This window comes from Erythrobacter sp. HL-111 (assembly GCF_900105095.1).
Taxonomy (GTDB): Bacteria; Pseudomonadota; Alphaproteobacteria; order Sphingomonadales; family Sphingomonadaceae; genus Erythrobacter.
Genome location: NZ_LT629743.1, coordinates 2,776,315 through 2,791,299 on the forward strand (window position 1 = coordinate 2,776,315; position 14,985 = coordinate 2,791,299).

Consider the following 14,985-nt stretch of genomic DNA (forward strand, 5'->3'; position numbering starts at 1 on the left):
CGGGGTTTCTGCGGCACTGCCGCGCCCGCTACGTCGGCGCAGGCTTGAGCGCGAGAACGATGGCACGCATCAGATCGGCATCGGGGCACGCAGAGGCGAACGCTACGCGGATTCGGGTGGCGCTTTCCATGACGCGGGCAGCAACCTTGAGCAGCCGCAGGCGCAGGGTCGTAAACTCGGCTTTTGCCAGAGCGGTGGTCTTTGGGATCGCCTGCTGAACGCGCCACAGCAGCCAGTAGGCAGCGGTGTGCAGGATCAGGCGCATCTGGTTGGCGTTCGCCGACCGGCACGAGGTGCGGTCACTGGCCAGCTGGGTCTTGTGCAGCTTGATCAGGTTCTCGGCCTGCCCGCGCGCACAGTAGAGCGTGTCATAGATGTATTCAGCCGAGCCTTGGGTTAGCGATGTGACGACATAGCGGATATCCATGCCCAGCGTGCTGGCCTCGATCCTGGCGACGACGCGGCGCTGGCGGTTCCAGCTCTTCGCGCCGTAGCGGGTCTCGGCATAGCTGCGCAGGACCGGGAGTTGGCACTCGGCGCGGCGGACCGCGCAGGCATCGGCGGCAGTGACGATAACCGGATCAGCGCGCAGCGCGGCGTTGGTCGGCAGACCGAACACGTAATCGACATGGGCCGCCTCGCAGAAGGCCATGACCTCGGGCCGTCCATAATGCCCGTCACCGCGGATGGTGATGTGGGTATCAGGCCAGTGGCGGCGAAGATGGCGCACCAGACGCCGGATATGCCCTGCCGCCTCCTTGCCAGAAGGCGTCTTGCCCGTGCGCAGCAGCATCGCCACCGGCCGGCCCGTTGCCGTGTCGTAGACATGGATCGGCAGGAAGCAGCGCTCCCCATGATGTCCGTTCCAGAAGGAGAGTTGCTGATAGCCGTGCACGACGTCGCAGGTGTCATCGATATCCAGCGTCACCGCCGCCGGCGGAGTGGGGTAGCTGGCGCAGTAGATGTCGATCATGATCCCCAGCATCTTTGCCAGCTCGCGCGTGCTCGGCGCATTCTCCCAGCGGCTCATCGTCGGTTGGCTGGCCAACCCCGCACCCGATCCCGGCAGCTTGCCCAGCGCAAGGCGGAAGCCCGGATCATCGCGCAGAGCGTCGAGATCATCGGCATCCTCATAGCCGCAGGCGATCGCGAACATCCGCGCGCGCAGGATATCTTCAAGCCGATGAACCACCCGAGCAGGATCGCGCGGATCGGCAATACACGCCGCAAGCCGCTGGCAGAGCCCCATCATGCGCTCGGCCTGAGCCAGCACCAGGACCCCGCCATCCGAGGTCAGCCTGCCGCCGTCAAACGCAGCTGTGACCTTCTTGCCGCGCACTGCTGGAAACGAAAATACGGACGCGCTATCATCGCATCCGGCGGGTGTGGTCTGTGGCATATTTTGCCCCGTTGCAGGTCTGGCTTAAGCAACCACATTCCTACAACAATGCAAATGCTTACGCCACTCCCGCCAACCCGTCAGACCACTGCCGGTGAATAATCCGGGCTAGGGTGGCACGCACGTGGTCCCAGCTGCCCGGCGATTGCCGCTCCGCTGCCGGCAGCGGTCATAGGGGGCCGTCTCGCCCCTTGCCGTCTCCCCCCCTCGTCGCCTCACCCCTCGTCGCCTCCTCTCCGCGCGCGATTGAATAGCCATTCTCGCGCCTTATGTCCGGCGCGGACAATTCCGGGATCAATGCCATGACCGACACGATTTCGCAGCACCAGGCCGACATCGCCGTCGTCTCGATCGCCCAGCCGCTCGAGACGATCGCCGACGAGCTCGGCCGCAGCTTCGCCGAATACGGCTTCGCGGTGATCCGCGACCACGGCATCCCGCAGGACCTGATCGCGCGGGCCGAGGCGAAGAGCCGCGAATTCTTCGCCCTGCCCGAAGGCGTCAAGCGCGCCTACAGGCTCGAAGGCGGGGGCGGGGCGCGCGGCTACACCCCCTTCGGCACCGAGCGGGCGAAGGATGCGGAAGTCTTCGATCTCAAGGAATTCTGGCACGTCGGGCGCACCCTGCCCGAGGGCCACCAGCTCGCCGAGTTCATGGCGCCCAACATCTGGCCGAAGGAAGTCGCGGGATTCGAGGAGGTGTTCTCCGACCTCTTCGCCGCGTTCGAGACCGCCGGGCTGCGCGTGCTCGAGGCGATCGCGCTCCATCTCGGGCTGGAGCGCGATTTCTTCGCCCCGACGGTCGAGGACGGCAATTCGGTGATGCGCCTGCTCCACTACCCGCCGCTCGGCCCCGACGCGCCCGAAGGCGCGATCCGCGCGGCGGCGCATGGCGACATCAACACGATCACGCTGCTCCTCGGCGCGGAGGAGGCCGGCCTCGAACTCCTCACGAAACAGGGCGAATGGCGCGCGGTCGACGTGCCCGAGGGCGCCCTCGTCATCAATATCGGGGACATGCTGGAACGCCTCACCAACGGCCGCCTGCGCTCGACCACGCACCGGGTGGTCAACCCGCGCGGGGAAGCGGCGCGGCGTTCGCGCTATTCGATGCCCTTCTTCCTCCACTTCCGGCCCGACTACATGATCGAGCCGCTCGGGTGCTGCATCGCCGAAGGGGAGGACGCGCCCGAGCCGATCAGCAGCCACGATTTCCTGCAGCAGCGCCTGCGCGAGATCAATCTCGCCTGACCCTTCCCGCCGCCGCGACCCTTGCCGCGCGCCCCGCCCCGCCCCGGGCGGGCGCGCGGGCGCGCGGGCGCGATTGTGACACAATTGTTGCGGCGGCTCGACGAAAACGCCCACCTCAAGACCTGAAAACGCGGCCCCGCGGAAAAAGGCGAGCCTCGTTGCCCTCATGCAACACATCCCCGGAAAACCCCCGAGATCCGCGGGATACGGGGCACGCGCGAGGCGCCATCGGAAGGCACTCGGCGGCCCCTGCGGCGAGTTTCACAAAATTGTCACGTATCCGTCAATTTTGTGCAGCGCAACGAACCTAGGAGCGGCCCGTCTTTCCCGCCAACAATGTCGCCAGGGGTCAATCCATGAAGATCAAATATCTCCTTGCAGCGAGCGTCGTAAGCCTCTCTGCCGCCACTTTCGTCGCGACTCCGGCAGTCGCCCAGCAGATCACCTCGGGTGTCGAGGGTCGGGTGACCGACGATGCGGGCAATGCCATTCCCGGGGCGACCGTTGTCGTCACCGACGAGCGCACCGGCGCCTCGCGTTCCTCCACCTCGGGCTCGGGCGGTTCCTTCCGCGTCGTCAACCTGCCGCCGGGCGGCCCCTACACCGTGACCGTGACCGCGCCGGGCTTTGAAGGCCAGACGGTCGAAGACATCTTCACCAGCATCGGCGGCCGCCGCAGCTTCACCTTCGCGCTGACCAGCGATGCCGACGGCACGGCCGAAACCATCATCGTGACCGGCGCACGTGCCGGCGCGACCCAGCTCGCGGTCGGCCCGGGCTCGGCATTCGACACCCAGACGCTCGAAGCCTTTCCGTCGATCACCCGCGACATCCGCGACATCATCCGCATCGACCCGCGTGTCGCCATCGACACCCAGAACGATGTCGACCGCATTTCCTGCCTTGGCGGCAACGACCGTTCGAACACCTTCACCGTCGACGGCATCGTCCAGGCCGACACCTTCGGCCTGAACGGCACGCCCTTCGCCGCTCGCAACGCGCTGCCGCTGCCGTTCGACGTGGTCGACCAGGTCTCGGTCGAATTCGCGCCGTTCGACGTCGAATATTCCGAATTCACCGGCTGTCTCGTGAACGTCGTGACCAAGGCCGGTTCGAACGAATTCCACGGTTCGGCCTTCATCACCTATTTCGACCAGGGCCTGCTCGCCAACGAAGTCGCTGGTCGTCCGCTCCAGGCCGGCAGCGAAAAGCGCTGGGGTGCAACCATCAATGGTCCGATCTTCAAGGACAAGCTGTTCTTCTCGTTCGGTTATGAAGAGACCGATCTTGGCGACGGCAACGATTTCGGCCCCACCGGCGGCGGCTTCGCCAACGAGGCGATCTTCGCCACGCAGGAACAGTTCGACGAATTCGCGCAGATCGCGCGCGACGTCTACGGCCAGGACACGGGCGGCTATCCGACCACGCTGGCGGAAAGCTCGGTGCGCTATTTCGGCCGTCTCGACTGGCAGATCGCCGATGGTCACCGCCTCGAAGGCACCTATCAGCGGCTCGAGGAAACCAATGTCGAACCCGATTTCGGCGGTCAGCAGCTCGGCGGCCTGAACAGCTTCGAGGACGAAGGCACGATCTCCGACTACTACTCGCTGCGTCTCTATTCCGAATGGAGCGACACGATCTCGACCGAACTGCGCGTCAGCCGCGCCGAAGTCGGCGACGTGCAAGGTCCGGTCGGCTTCGGCGAAGCGCAGTCGGACAACCCGACCGTGCGTCTTGCCGTCGGTGTGGAGCCGGTCCCCGGCGTCACCAGCGAAAACGGCCTTCTGACCACCGGCCCGGGCATCTTCCGTTCGGCCAACCAGCTCGACACCAAGATCGACCAGGCCCGTTTCCAGATGAACGTCGATGCCGGTAACGGCCACTTCCTGAAGTTCGGTGCCGAAATCAACGACCTGGAAGTGTTCAACCTGTTCGCCATCAACGCGACCGGCACGCTGTTCTTCCGCAACCTCGACGATTTCCGCAACGGCGTCGTGGCGGGCGGCAGGTTCTCGAGCGTGTTCGGCGATCTCGCCGACGAACTGGCGGCCGGCAATCTCGGCGGCGGCACGATCAACGCCTCGCCGTCGGGCGACATCAACGAGGCCGCGGCGCTGTTCAGCCGTCGGATCTACTCGATCTACGCCCAGGACGAATGGCAGGCGACCGACCAGCTGTCGATCAATGCCGGCATCCGCGTGCAGATGTACGACGGCGATGCCCCGCCCGCGAACCCGAACTTCCTCGAGCGTTACGGCTTCAGCAACGCGACCTCGTTCGGTCGTCTCGACACGCTGCTCCTGCCGCGTGTCTCGGCCTCATACGAGTTCGACAATGCCGGGTTCTTCTCGAACTCGCGCCTGACCGGCGGTGTCGGCATCTTCTCGGGCGGCGACCCGGTGGTGTGGTTCTCGAACGCGTTCTCGAACAACGGGTTCAATGTCGGCAGCGGCAACACCTTCAGTTCGGAATGCGACGGGTTCACCAACCCGGACGGTTCGTTCAATGTCCTCAACGGCGGGTCCTTCCAGGGCTTCCCGCAGTGCGCGATCGACGCCGGTTCGGCGCAGGCCGCCGCGGGTCTTGCCGATACCCAGTCGATCGATCCCGAAATCGACGTGCCGAGCGTGGTGCGTGCCAATGTCGGCTTCGTCACCGATTTCGGCACCGAGACCGGCTTCTTCAGCAACTGGCGCCTGAACCTCGACTACATCTATTCGCGGTTCAACGACACGCTGAACTGGGTCGATCTTGCCCAGGCGCCCAATCCGACCGCGGGTCTCAACGGCTTCACCGTCGACGGGCGTCCGATCTACGACGCGCTCGACCCGACCAACCCGGGCTGCGACGCGCAGCTGCAGGGAACGGGCGGCACGCCGCCCGTCTGGAGCAACCTCACGGCCGACTGCTTCGGCGCGCGCCGCGATGACGAGATCCAGCTGACCAACGGGCCGAGCTTCGAGAGCCACGTCTTCTCGGCGATCCTGTCGAAGACCTTCGCCAGCGGCCTGTTCACCGAAGGCGGCAGCACGCAGCTCAACTTCGGCTACGCCTTCACCGATGCGAGCAACAACCGGAACGCCAGTTCTTCGACCGCGACTTCGTCCTACGACTCGACCGCGGCCTTCGATCGGCAGAACCCGGCGGTGTCGACCTCGAACTTCGAGACCCGTCACAACATCACCGCGACGATGAACTTCCGCGAGGAATTCTTCGACGGTTACGACACCAGTATCGGGATCTTCTTCCGCGCGCGTTCGGGCCTGCCCTACAGCCTGACGTTCGACGGCGGCAGCGTCTTCAACGACTCCGCGTCGGGTTCGGACAACGCGCTGCTCTACATCCCGAGCGGCGTGGACGATCCGAACATCTCGCCTTCGTCGGATCCGGCTGCGGTGACGGCTCTGCTCGACTATCTCGACACGAGCGAAGTCGGCGAGGAGTGCGGCTTCAACCGGGGCGAATCGGTCGCGCGCAACACCTGCAACAACGACTGGCACTTCGACATGGACCTGCGCTTCAGCCAGGAACTGCCGTTCCTCGGCAGCCTGACGGGCATCGCCGATGACCGGATCGAGGTGTTCGCCGACTTCGCCAACTTCCTCAACCTGATCGACGGCAGCTGGAACGTCCTGCGTCAACGCAGACAGTTCGTCGACCTCGTCGATGGCGGCGTGGACGATGAGGGCCGTTACATCATCTCGGGCTTCAACCCGGACGATCAGAACAACGTGGCGATCCTTCCGTCGGCCTGGCGGATCCAGATCGGTGCGCGTTACGAGTTCTAACTCGCAGCCGCCCGGACAAGGCAACAGAACAGCGGCGGGGCCCCATGGGCTCCGCCGCTTTCGTTTGCGGGCGGTGAGGGGGCGCCGCGCCGTGCGTCGGCCCGCCGCGGCAGGGCGCGCGGTCGCGGCCCGTCCGCCCGACCCGCCCCGCCGTACGCGCCCCGCAGGCGCTCACGCCCCGCGACTGCCGGCGCGCTCCTGCGGCGGCGTTGCGGCCTCCTCGGCGAGCGCCAGCAATTCGCGCGCCATTTCCTCCCGAAGCGCGCCCGCCTGTTCGCCTGCCAGTGCCCGTTCGAGCGCCGCCGCCTGGTCGCCGAGCCGGGCCTCGGAAAACATTGCCGCGGTCCCGGCAAGCCGGTGCAGCTTGCGCGCGAGCGCGGCCCCTGCCGGGCTGCGGCCCGCGCCCTCCCGGTCCAGCCAGCCGTGTTCGATCGCCTCGCGCACCGCGCCCACCGCCTCGGCCCGGCGCGCCTCCCAGCGCTGGCGCAGCGCGCCGGCCCTCTCGCCGCCCGACCCGCGGGAACGGACCGGTTCGGCGCCCGGCGCAGCGATCTGCGCCTCGGCCCGCCGGGCATCCCCGCCCGCGCGCGCCTCGATCACGCTGGGTGCGGCCTCGACGATGCGGGTCGGCAGCCAGCGTTGCAGCGCCTGCGCCAGCGCGGAGAGATCGACCGGTTTCGCAAGATGCGCCTGCATCCCCGCCGCGCGCGCCTGGGCGACGTCTTGCGAAAAGGCGTTCGCCGTGAGCGCGATGATCGGCAGCCGGTCCGGCCCGATCCCCTCCGCCCGGATCGCGCGGGTCGCTTCATAGCCGTCGCAGCCCGGCATCTGCACGTCCATCAGCACGAGGTCGAAGGGCCGCCCGCGCATCAGCGCATCGATCACCATCGCAATCGCCTCGTTCCCGTCATGGGCGAGCGCGACGTCCTGCCCGCAGCGATCGAGCATCTCGCTCACCAGCTGGCGGCTGATGTCGTGATCCTCGGCCAGCAGGATGCGCGCAGATTGCGGCAGGTCTTCGGCGAGGACCGCGGCGGGCGCGCGCTCCGGCCGGGCCTGCGGTTCGGCGCGCGGCGCAGGCAGGACGAGCGTGAAGCACGACCCCCGGCCCGGCGCGCTTTCGACCTCGATCCGCCCGCCGAGCAGCCCGGCGAGCTGGCGGCTGACGGACAGGCCGAGGCCGGTCCCGCCATAGCGCCGCGCGGTGTCGGCCGATCCTTGCGCGAAGGGGCGGAAGATCGCCTCGAGCCGGGCCTCGCTGATGCCGATGCCGCTGTCCTCGACCCGGATACGGGCCATCCCGCGCTCGACCGACCAGCTCACGTCGATGCGCCCCCTTTCGGTGAACTTGACCGCATTGCCGATGAGGTTGAGCGCGATCTGGCGCAGGCGCAGGGCGTCGGTCATGATCCAGGGCCGCGCGTCCTCTTCGAAGCGGGATTGCGAATGGTCCCCGCAGCGGCGCCGGAAGGTGAGCTCGAGGCCTTTCTTCTCGGCGCTCGGCCGGTGCAGCGCGGCGCAATCCGAAAGGGTCGCGTGAAGGTCGACCGGGGCCTGGTCGATCGCGATTTCGCCCGCCTCTATCCTGGAAAGGTCGAGAATGTCGTTGAGGAGCAGCATCATCGACCGCCCGGATTCGACGATGAGATTGGCCTGCCGGCGCTGTTCGGGATCGAGGTCCCCCCGCAGCATGAGTTCGGCAAAACCGAGCACCCCGTTCATGGGAGTGCGGATCTCATGGCTCATGTTCGCGAGGAATTCGGATTTCGCCCGCGCCGCCTCCTCCGCCTTGCAGCGGGCGCGGGTGAGCAGCTCCTCGAGTTCGACCCGGTCGGTCACGTCGCGCGCCGCGACGACGATCCCGGCGCGCGCGCCGCTCACGGGGGCGAAGGCGATCGCGCAATCGGCCTCGATGAAGACCGGCGTCCCGTCCGGCGCATCGTGCAGGCGGCGATAGGTCACCCGCTCGCGCTGCGATTGCCCCGTCATCAGCCGTTCGAACGCGAGCAGCACGCGCTCTTGCGTTTCGGCGTGCAGGAAGACGCCGACCCTTTCGCCGAGCAGGTCCTCCGGCACCAGGCCCAACACCTCGCGCGCCGAGGGCGAGGCATAGGTGCATACCCCGGTTTCGTCATAGCGCAGCACCGCATCGGTGATGGTTCGCGCCAGCAGGTCGAGCCGCTCCCGCCCCGCCGCGAGATCTTCCGCAATCCGTTGGCGCCCGGCGAGGATCGCCGCGACCGGCAGGCCGGTGAGGAAATTCGCCGCGACGAAGGCCTGCACGAGATGGACCTGCGCGAGGCCCGGGACGGTCGCGGCCCCGACTGGTCCCTCCCCCGCCATGGTCCTGCCGCAGGCGATGCCCGCCACCGCCATGACATAGACGGCCGTGCCGAGACTGCCGAGGCGGAAGGCGTGCAGCAGGGTGATCGGCGGGATCAGGAACAGGAGCGAATGGCGCGGCTGGTCGAACACCACCAGCGCGCAGGCCATGCCCGCCGCGATCACGCCCGCGGCCTGTGCCAAGGCGGCCGGATCGGGCGCGCGGCGCCGCTCGACCGCGTCCCAGGCGAGGAGCGCGGTCGGCACGATCACCACCATGCCCACCGCATGGGCCAGGAACCAGGCCAGCGTCCCGGCCGGCACGGACCCCGCAGGCCCCGGCATGACCGGCGAGGCGAGCGCGGCCGAGAGCAGCGGCCCGACGAGCCCGCCGGCCCAGACGAAGCGGGCGAGGTGGCCGATCCGCGTCATGTCGGGCCGGTCCCCGCAGCCGCGCCGGGTCAGCCACGTCACCACCGCGAGATCGGCGACATGGGCGAAGGTGCGGACGCCTGCGACCATCGGCTCGACGCCGAACGCGAGGTTCGCGGCCATGCTCGCCGCGGCGAAGGCGAGCAGGAAGGGAAGTTCGTTGGCGAGCCGGGCGCGCAGGAGAAAGGCGACGCCGAGCGCATTGGGCAGCCAAACGCCCTGTGCGAGCGTGCCATCATGCGCGCCCGCAAGACCCGGCGCGCCCAGCGCGAACAGCGCCGCCGCGCCCGCCAGCGCGCCCAGCAGGCTGTCGCGGTCGAGTTTCCCCATGGCGGGAAAGCCCGTCCCGGCGAAGGATCGGGCGGGTATCACCGCGCCCGCCCGCGCGTTCGATCGCAATCCATCGCCCCATGCTATAGGAAGCGCTCCGCCGGGACCGGGGGAGTTCGCTCCGGAACGGACGCAATCGGGAGCCATTGGGCCGCCATGGCCACATTTTCACACCGGGATGGAGCGGGATCGCGGCGGGTTCGCTGGCCGCTCCTCGTGGCGATCGCGCTGGGACATCTCGCCGGGCTCTACCTCCTCGGCAAACTCCTCGCGCCCGATCTCGCCGGCGGGATCGAACGCGAGGTGGTCGCCGCCTTCACGCTCGAAGCCCCGGAGCCCGCCCCGCCGCCGCCCGAGAACGAGCCCGAGCCCGACGAGGGGGCCCAGGGCGAACCGGGCGAGGAGCCGGTGCCCCGGCCCGTCACCGCCCCGCCGCCCGAGATCGACCTGCCGCGCCCGAGTCCGCTGCCTCGAGCTTCCTCGACCGGGACGGCCGACCGGTCGGGCGCGCGCGTGGCGGGCGAGGGCACGGGCGCGGCGGGAAGCGGGCCGGGAACCGGCTCGGGCAACCGCGGCGGCGGGCGCGGCGGGGTCGCGGTGACGCGGCCGGTGCACGTCGCGGGAGGGATCGACGATGCGCGCGACTATCCCCTCCCGCCCGGCGGGCGCGCCGCCCGTCGCGGGACCGAGGTGATCGTGCGCGTCATCGTTGGCACCGATGGCCGCGCGCGCGATTGCACGGTCTATCGCCCCAGCCCCGACCCGCAGGCCGATGCGATCACCTGTCGCCTCGTCGAGCAGAGGCTTCGATTCCGCCCGGCAACCGATGCGAACGGCGATCCCGTGCCCGCCCCGTTCTACTGGCGCCAGCGCTGGTTCTGAGCGCGGCGCGCGGCCCGGCCGGGGAGCCGGGATTTTCCCGTGCGCGGCAGGCTCGGCGCTGGCATCGACCGCGCGCGCTGCTATAGCTCGGATCCGATGAGCGCGCCCGCCCGAATCCACCCGGTGATCCTTTGCGGCGGCAGCGGCACGCGGCTCTGGCCGGTCAGCCGCAAGGCGAGGCCCAAGCCCTTCCTCCCGCTGGTGGGCAGCCGCACGCTGTTCGAGGCGGCGCAGGACCGCGTGGGCGACTGCGAGAGCTTCGCCGCGCCGATCATCGTCGCCGGGGCGCAGCATTGCGAGCTGATCGAGGCACAGGCGCGTGGGCAGCATCGCCTCGTCATCGAGCCCGCGGCGAAGAACACCGCACCCGCCATCGCGCTTGCCGCCGCGCTGCTGCCGGCCGAGGCCGTCATGCTGGTCTGCCCGAGCGACCACCACATCGCCGACGAGACCGCTTTCGTCGCCGCCGCGCTGGCCGCGGCAAGCCTTGCGCGGGAGGACTGGCTCGTCTCCTTCGGCATCGCGCCCGACCATCCCGAAACCGGCTATGGCTACCTGCGCCGGGGCGAACCCCTGCCCGGCGGTTACCGGATCGCGCGCTTCGTCGAGAAGCCCGATCTCGCGACCGCGCAGAGCTATCTCGCCACCGGCGAATACAGCTGGAACGGCGGCATCTTCGCCTTTCGCGCGGGCCATTTCCTCGACGAACTCGCCCGCCATCGCCCCGACATGGCGCGCCTCGTCGGCGAAGCGGTCGCGGGCGGACGCGAGGAGGGCACGCGCTTCCATCCCGCCGCCGAACCTTTCGCGGCCATCGAAGGCGATTCGGTCGATTACGCCGTCATGGAGAACACGGACCGCGCCGCCATGGTCCCGGCCGACATGGGCTGGTCCGACATCGGCAACTGGGCCGCGCTCGCCGATGCGCTCGCGGCCGAGCCCGGCCTTGCCGATCCCGATCGCAATGTCGCGCGCGGGCCTGCCGATCTCGATTCCTGCCGCGGCGTCCTCGCGCTCAGCGACGGGCCGCGCGTTTCGGTCGTCGGGCTGGAGGACATCTGCGTGGTCGTGTGCGAGGGCGAGGTGCTGGTGACGACGCGCGCGGGCGCGCAGCGGGTCGGCAAGCTCCCCGGCGCGGTCAACCAGGAACCCGCCCGGTGACGATGCGCGTGCGCCGGCTTCCCACCCGCATGGTGGAGAAGGTCTGGGGCCGCGAGCACCTTCCCCCGCCCTTCGCCGCCCCCGCGGGCACCCGGATCGGGGAAATCTGGTTCGAACCCCCGCCCGAACTGCCGCAGGTGCTGGTCAAGTATCTCTTCACCTCCGAAAAGCTCTCGGTCCAGGTCCACCCGTCCGATGCGAATGCCCTGCCGGGCGAGGCGGGGAAGGAGGAATGCTGGCTGGTTCTCGATGCCGAACCGGGGGCGAGCCTTGCGATCGGGTTCCGCGAGACGGTCTCGCCCGAACGGATCGAGGCGGCCGCGCGCGACGGGTCGATCGAGGACCTGCTCGAATGGCACGAGGCGAAGGCGGGCGACCTGTTCTACCTTCCGGCCGGGACGGTCCACGCGATCGGCCCGGGCCTCGCCCTGGTCGAGGTGCAGCAGGCGAGCGACACCACCTTCCGGCTCTACGATTACGGCCGTCCGCGCGAACTCCATCTCGACCGGGCCATGGCGGTGGCGAAGGGCGAGCCTTACGGCGCACGGCACAAGGGCAGCGTCGCCGAGCGCGGCGAACGGCTGATCGACGGGCGCTTCTTCCGGCTCGACCGGATCGAGGGGGCTCCTTCGGAAGCGATCGCCGCGGCCTATGACGCGCCGCTCCTCGCCCTGCCGCTCGAAGGTGCGATCCATGCGCGGGAAGGCGGGGCGCGGGTCGGTGCGGGCGAATGCCTCCTTGCGCCCGGTATCGGCGCGCTCGATTTCGCCGCGGCCGGGGTCACCCTGCTGACGCGGGCGAAATAGCGCGTCAGCGCAGGAGCCGCGCGCCTTCCTTCTTCATCGCCCGTTCGATCGTGCCGCGCAGGAAGGACAGCGCGAGCGGCAGTTCCATCTCGATCGTCACGCTCGTCTCGTGGATGTCGATCGCACCCCTCAAGTGCTGGCCGACGATGGTGATGACCATGTCCATGTGATCCTCGCCCTGCCAGCTCGTGTCGAGGCTCGCCATGCCGGGCGGGAAGAAATGCGCGATCTCGCCTTGCCGTTCGTGAAGGCGGCGGCGCACTTCCTCACGGCCGAGGTTATGGGGGAGCGAGACTCGCATCTGGTTTCTTTCAGGACTTCGATTTTTCGCGGGTCGCGATCGAAGGGGCGGGAAGCGGCGTGCCGTTCGTGTCGGGATCGCCGCGCATGTCGGAGAGCAGGCCGTCCCCGCCATAGCGGTAATCGAGATAGCGTGACTTGACCGCAAGGTCGTCGAGCGCGCCTTCGGCCAGCCGGCGCGTCACCCGCTCGACTTCGCCCGAAAGGCGCGCGAGGCTTTCGCTCAGGCGTTCGTCGGCGGTCTTGCCGGCGTGTTCCTCGCCGCGCAGGTGCTCGGGTATCTTGCGATAGTTCTCGATCGTCTCGGGAATGTATTCGCCGACGAGTTCGCGCACTTCGGCCATGGCGGGATGCGCGGCGTCGATCGTTTCGAGTTGCAGTCCGAGGGCGTCGAGCTGCACGCCGAGCTGATCGACGAGGCGCACCGCCGGCGGGGGAAGGGCGGGGCGCTGGGCTTCGAGCCAGAGTTCGGTCCGCTCCACCATCTGCTGCGGATTGCCGAGTTTCAGCTCGCTGCGCTTGGGTGGCTTCGGCGCGGGGGCGAGCGCGAAGACGCCGACCGCGACGATCACCGCGAGCGCCAGCGCCATCACCCCCCAGAACCCGATCCCGCCGACGATCGCGCCGATGACGCCGGTCGCGACGAAGATCGCGACGAGCGCGGCCGCGAGCCAGGCTCCGCGGCGGATCAGGTGCTTCATCTTGGCCTGCGCCGAGCCCTTGCCGATGCTTTTCGCGGGGCGGTGCGTCCCGCCCTCGCGCTGCACCGCCAGCGAGGTTCTGGCCTCCTTCAGGATCCGGTCGGAATCGCGGGTCGTATCGGCCATCAGCTATCCGGCGAGAGCAGCGAGGGGTCGCGCGACACCTTGGCCTGGGCCTGTGCCTGCCCTTCGGCGCGGGCGATGTAGCCCTTGGATTTCTCGACCTCTTCCGAAAGGACGGTGACGGTCTGCTTCATCGAGGAGAGGGCGCGGACCTTGAATTCGTCGACCTCGTCCATGGTGTCGTAGATGTTCTGGAACGCGCGCTGGAGCGTCTCGAGCGGGATCGTGCTGGAGGCGGCCTGTTCGTGGATCTGCGCGGTCTGTTCGCGCAGCAGCGTGCCGGTCGAATCGATGATGTCGCTGGTGGTCTGGTTCAGCGAGGTGATCTGTTGCAGCACGAGCTTCTGGTTGGTCATCGCCTGCGCCACCGTCACCGCGGTCCGCAGCGCGCTGACCGTGGTGGTGCTGGCGCGGTCGACGCCCTTGACCAGTTCGATGTTGTTCTTCTTGACGAGATCGAGCGCGAGATAGCCCTGCACCGTCACCGCCATCTGCGTGAGCAGGTCCTGCGTGCGCTGGCGGACGTAGAACAGCGCGCTCTCGCGCAGCGCCTTCGCCTTGGCCGGGTCGCTCGAATCGAGCTCGTTCGCCTTCGCCTCTAGCCGGGCGCCGAGCGTCCTGGCGATGTGGATCATCTGTTCGAGCTCGCCCATCGCCTCCCACAGCTTGGCCCGCTCGGTATCGATCGCCGCGTTGTCGAGGTGGAGTTCCTTCTTGCCGCTTTCGAGCCGTTCGAGGATCGCCTGGATGTGCCCCTGCGCGCTGGTGTAGCTGTCGAAATAGTTCTTCAGCCGGTTGCCGAAGGGGATGATGCCGAACAGCTTGCGCGGGGCGAGCAGGTTCTGCTTGCGGCCCGGGTCGAGGTCCTCGACCGTGCGGCGCAGTTCGGCGAGATCCTTGCCGACCGAACTGTCCCCGTCCATCGCGCGCACCGGCCGGTCGAGGAAACGGTTGGAATGCGACGCCGCGGCGCGGATCTGTTCCTGGCCCATGCGGGTGATGTCGTCGACCTTCGCGCCGAATTCCGGGGAATTGGGATCGGCCGCGACGAGATCGGCCACGAAGGCATCGACCTTGTGGTCGAGCTTCGATTTCTGTTCCGAGGTGACGGGAACGAGGCCGACCGCCTGTTCCGGTGCGATCTGCGGCACGGGATCGGGCGGGGTCAGCGCGAACCCGGTCTTGGTCGCGGTGCTCGTCTGCGGGCTCGTCTCCGGCGTCTGCTGCGTGCTCATGCGGCTCTTCGTGCTCCCTTGCGATGCCGCACCTGCTGGCGGCGCCCGCCTTGCCTTGTGTATTAGTGACCTAAAACACGCCTTTCAAGGCCGGCCCAAACTAGCGTCAAGCCGTGGGGCGCGTCCACGCTTTTGGCATCGGCCCGCCGCGCGCCCCCTGCCGGTGGTGCTGACCGGCAATGGCGAGGATGGCGTGCGCGGGCGGGCGTTTCGCGAGGAACGCGGCTTTCGAGGAACGCGGTTTCACCGTCGAACT

10 protein-coding genes are annotated in these 14,985 nt (G+C 68.5%); 5 read left to right on the forward strand and 5 right to left on the reverse strand.

Annotated elements, in window-relative coordinates:
* Positions 1–28 precede the first annotated feature (28 nt).
* Positions 29–1,399 (reverse strand): IS1380 family transposase, encoded by a 1,371-nt coding sequence (locus tag BLU08_RS13100; protein ID WP_090193770.1) that lies wholly within the window; start codon positions 1,397–1,399, stop codon positions 29–31.
* 302 nt (positions 1,400–1,701) lie between these two features.
* Between BLU08_RS13100 and BLU08_RS13105 the strand changes: the two genes are divergently transcribed.
* Positions 1,702–2,649, forward strand: coding sequence for an isopenicillin N synthase family oxygenase (locus tag BLU08_RS13105; RefSeq protein ID WP_090201414.1), 948 nt, complete (start codon positions 1,702–1,704; stop codon positions 2,647–2,649).
* Between the two features lie 356 nt (positions 2,650–3,005).
* Entirely contained in the window at positions 3,006–6,437 is a 3,432-nt protein-coding gene (locus BLU08_RS13110) for a TonB-dependent receptor (RefSeq protein WP_090200132.1), read from the forward strand.
* Between the two features lie 171 nt (positions 6,438–6,608).
* Here BLU08_RS13110 and BLU08_RS13115 read toward each other — a convergent pair whose 3' ends face one another.
* Positions 6,609–9,521, reverse strand: a complete 2,913-nt coding sequence (locus tag BLU08_RS13115) for an ATP-binding protein (protein ID WP_172801037.1) — start codon at positions 9,519–9,521, stop codon at positions 6,609–6,611.
* Positions 9,522–9,677: 156 nt separating this feature from the next.
* Between BLU08_RS13115 and BLU08_RS13120 the strand changes: the two genes are divergently transcribed.
* The 3 genes from BLU08_RS13120 to BLU08_RS13130 all read left to right on the forward strand — a co-directional run bounded on the left by BLU08_RS13120 (position 9,678) and on the right by BLU08_RS13130 (position 12,370).
* Positions 9,678–10,403, forward strand: coding sequence for a TonB family protein (locus BLU08_RS13120; protein WP_090200136.1), 726 nt, complete (start codon positions 9,678–9,680; stop codon positions 10,401–10,403).
* Positions 10,404–10,499: 96 nt separating this feature from the next.
* On the forward strand, positions 10,500–11,564 hold the full coding sequence (locus BLU08_RS13125) for a mannose-1-phosphate guanylyltransferase (protein ID WP_090201416.1): 1,065 nt from the start codon (positions 10,500–10,502) through the stop codon (positions 11,562–11,564).
* A 2-nt stretch (positions 11,565–11,566) separates the two neighbouring features.
* Positions 11,567–12,370 (forward strand): class I mannose-6-phosphate isomerase, encoded by an 804-nt coding sequence (locus BLU08_RS13130; RefSeq protein ID WP_090200138.1) that lies wholly within the window; start codon positions 11,567–11,569, stop codon positions 12,368–12,370.
* A gap of 4 nt (positions 12,371–12,374) precedes the next feature.
* On the opposite strand, the gene BLU08_RS13135 is transcribed toward BLU08_RS13130, so the two are convergent.
* From BLU08_RS13135 to BLU08_RS13145, 3 genes are read right to left on the reverse strand one after another with little or no spacing between them, the layout of a single operon-like run.
* Positions 12,375–12,671: a polyhydroxyalkanoic acid system family protein gene (locus BLU08_RS13135; RefSeq protein WP_090200141.1), complete on the reverse strand. Its 297-nt coding sequence runs from the start codon at positions 12,669–12,671 to the stop codon at positions 12,375–12,377.
* Between the two features lie 10 nt (positions 12,672–12,681).
* Positions 12,682–13,497: a hypothetical protein gene (locus BLU08_RS13140; RefSeq protein ID WP_090200143.1), complete on the reverse strand. Its 816-nt coding sequence runs from the start codon at positions 13,495–13,497 to the stop codon at positions 12,682–12,684.
* Positions 13,497–14,729, reverse strand: a complete 1,233-nt coding sequence (locus tag BLU08_RS13145) for a toxic anion resistance protein (protein ID WP_090200145.1) — start codon at positions 14,727–14,729, stop codon at positions 13,497–13,499. Before BLU08_RS13145 ends, BLU08_RS13140 begins: the two co-directional genes overlap by 1 nt.
* Between the last annotated feature and the right edge of the window lie 256 nt (positions 14,730–14,985).

What these genes read in the sequence shown, in the direction of transcription:
- BLU08_RS13145 (WP_090200145.1), bottom strand. Translation starts at nt 14,729, where the DNA reads ATGAGCACGCAGCAGACGCCGGAGACGAGCCCGCAGACGAGCACCGCG.
- BLU08_RS13110 (WP_090200132.1), top strand. Translation starts at nt 3,006, where the DNA reads ATGAAGATCAAATATCTCCTTGCAGCGAGCGTCGTAAGCCTCTCTGCC.
- BLU08_RS13130 (WP_090200138.1), top strand. Translation starts at nt 11,567, where the DNA reads ATGCGCGTGCGCCGGCTTCCCACCCGCATGGTGGAGAAGGTCTGGGGC.
- BLU08_RS13140 (WP_090200143.1), bottom strand. Translation starts at nt 13,497, where the DNA reads ATGGCCGATACGACCCGCGATTCCGACCGGATCCTGAAGGAGGCCAGA.
- BLU08_RS13120 (WP_090200136.1), top strand. Translation starts at nt 9,678, where the DNA reads ATGGCCACATTTTCACACCGGGATGGAGCGGGATCGCGGCGGGTTCGC.
- BLU08_RS13125 (WP_090201416.1), top strand. Translation starts at nt 10,500, where the DNA reads ATGAGCGCGCCCGCCCGAATCCACCCGGTGATCCTTTGCGGCGGCAGC.
- BLU08_RS13115 (WP_172801037.1), bottom strand. Translation starts at nt 9,521, where the DNA reads ATGGGGAAACTCGACCGCGACAGCCTGCTGGGCGCGCTGGCGGGCGCG.
- BLU08_RS13100 (WP_090193770.1), bottom strand. Translation starts at nt 1,399, where the DNA reads ATGCCACAGACCACACCCGCCGGATGCGATGATAGCGCGTCCGTATTT.
- BLU08_RS13135 (WP_090200141.1), bottom strand. Translation starts at nt 12,671, where the DNA reads ATGCGAGTCTCGCTCCCCCATAACCTCGGCCGTGAGGAAGTGCGCCGC.
- BLU08_RS13105 (WP_090201414.1), top strand. Translation starts at nt 1,702, where the DNA reads ATGACCGACACGATTTCGCAGCACCAGGCCGACATCGCCGTCGTCTCG.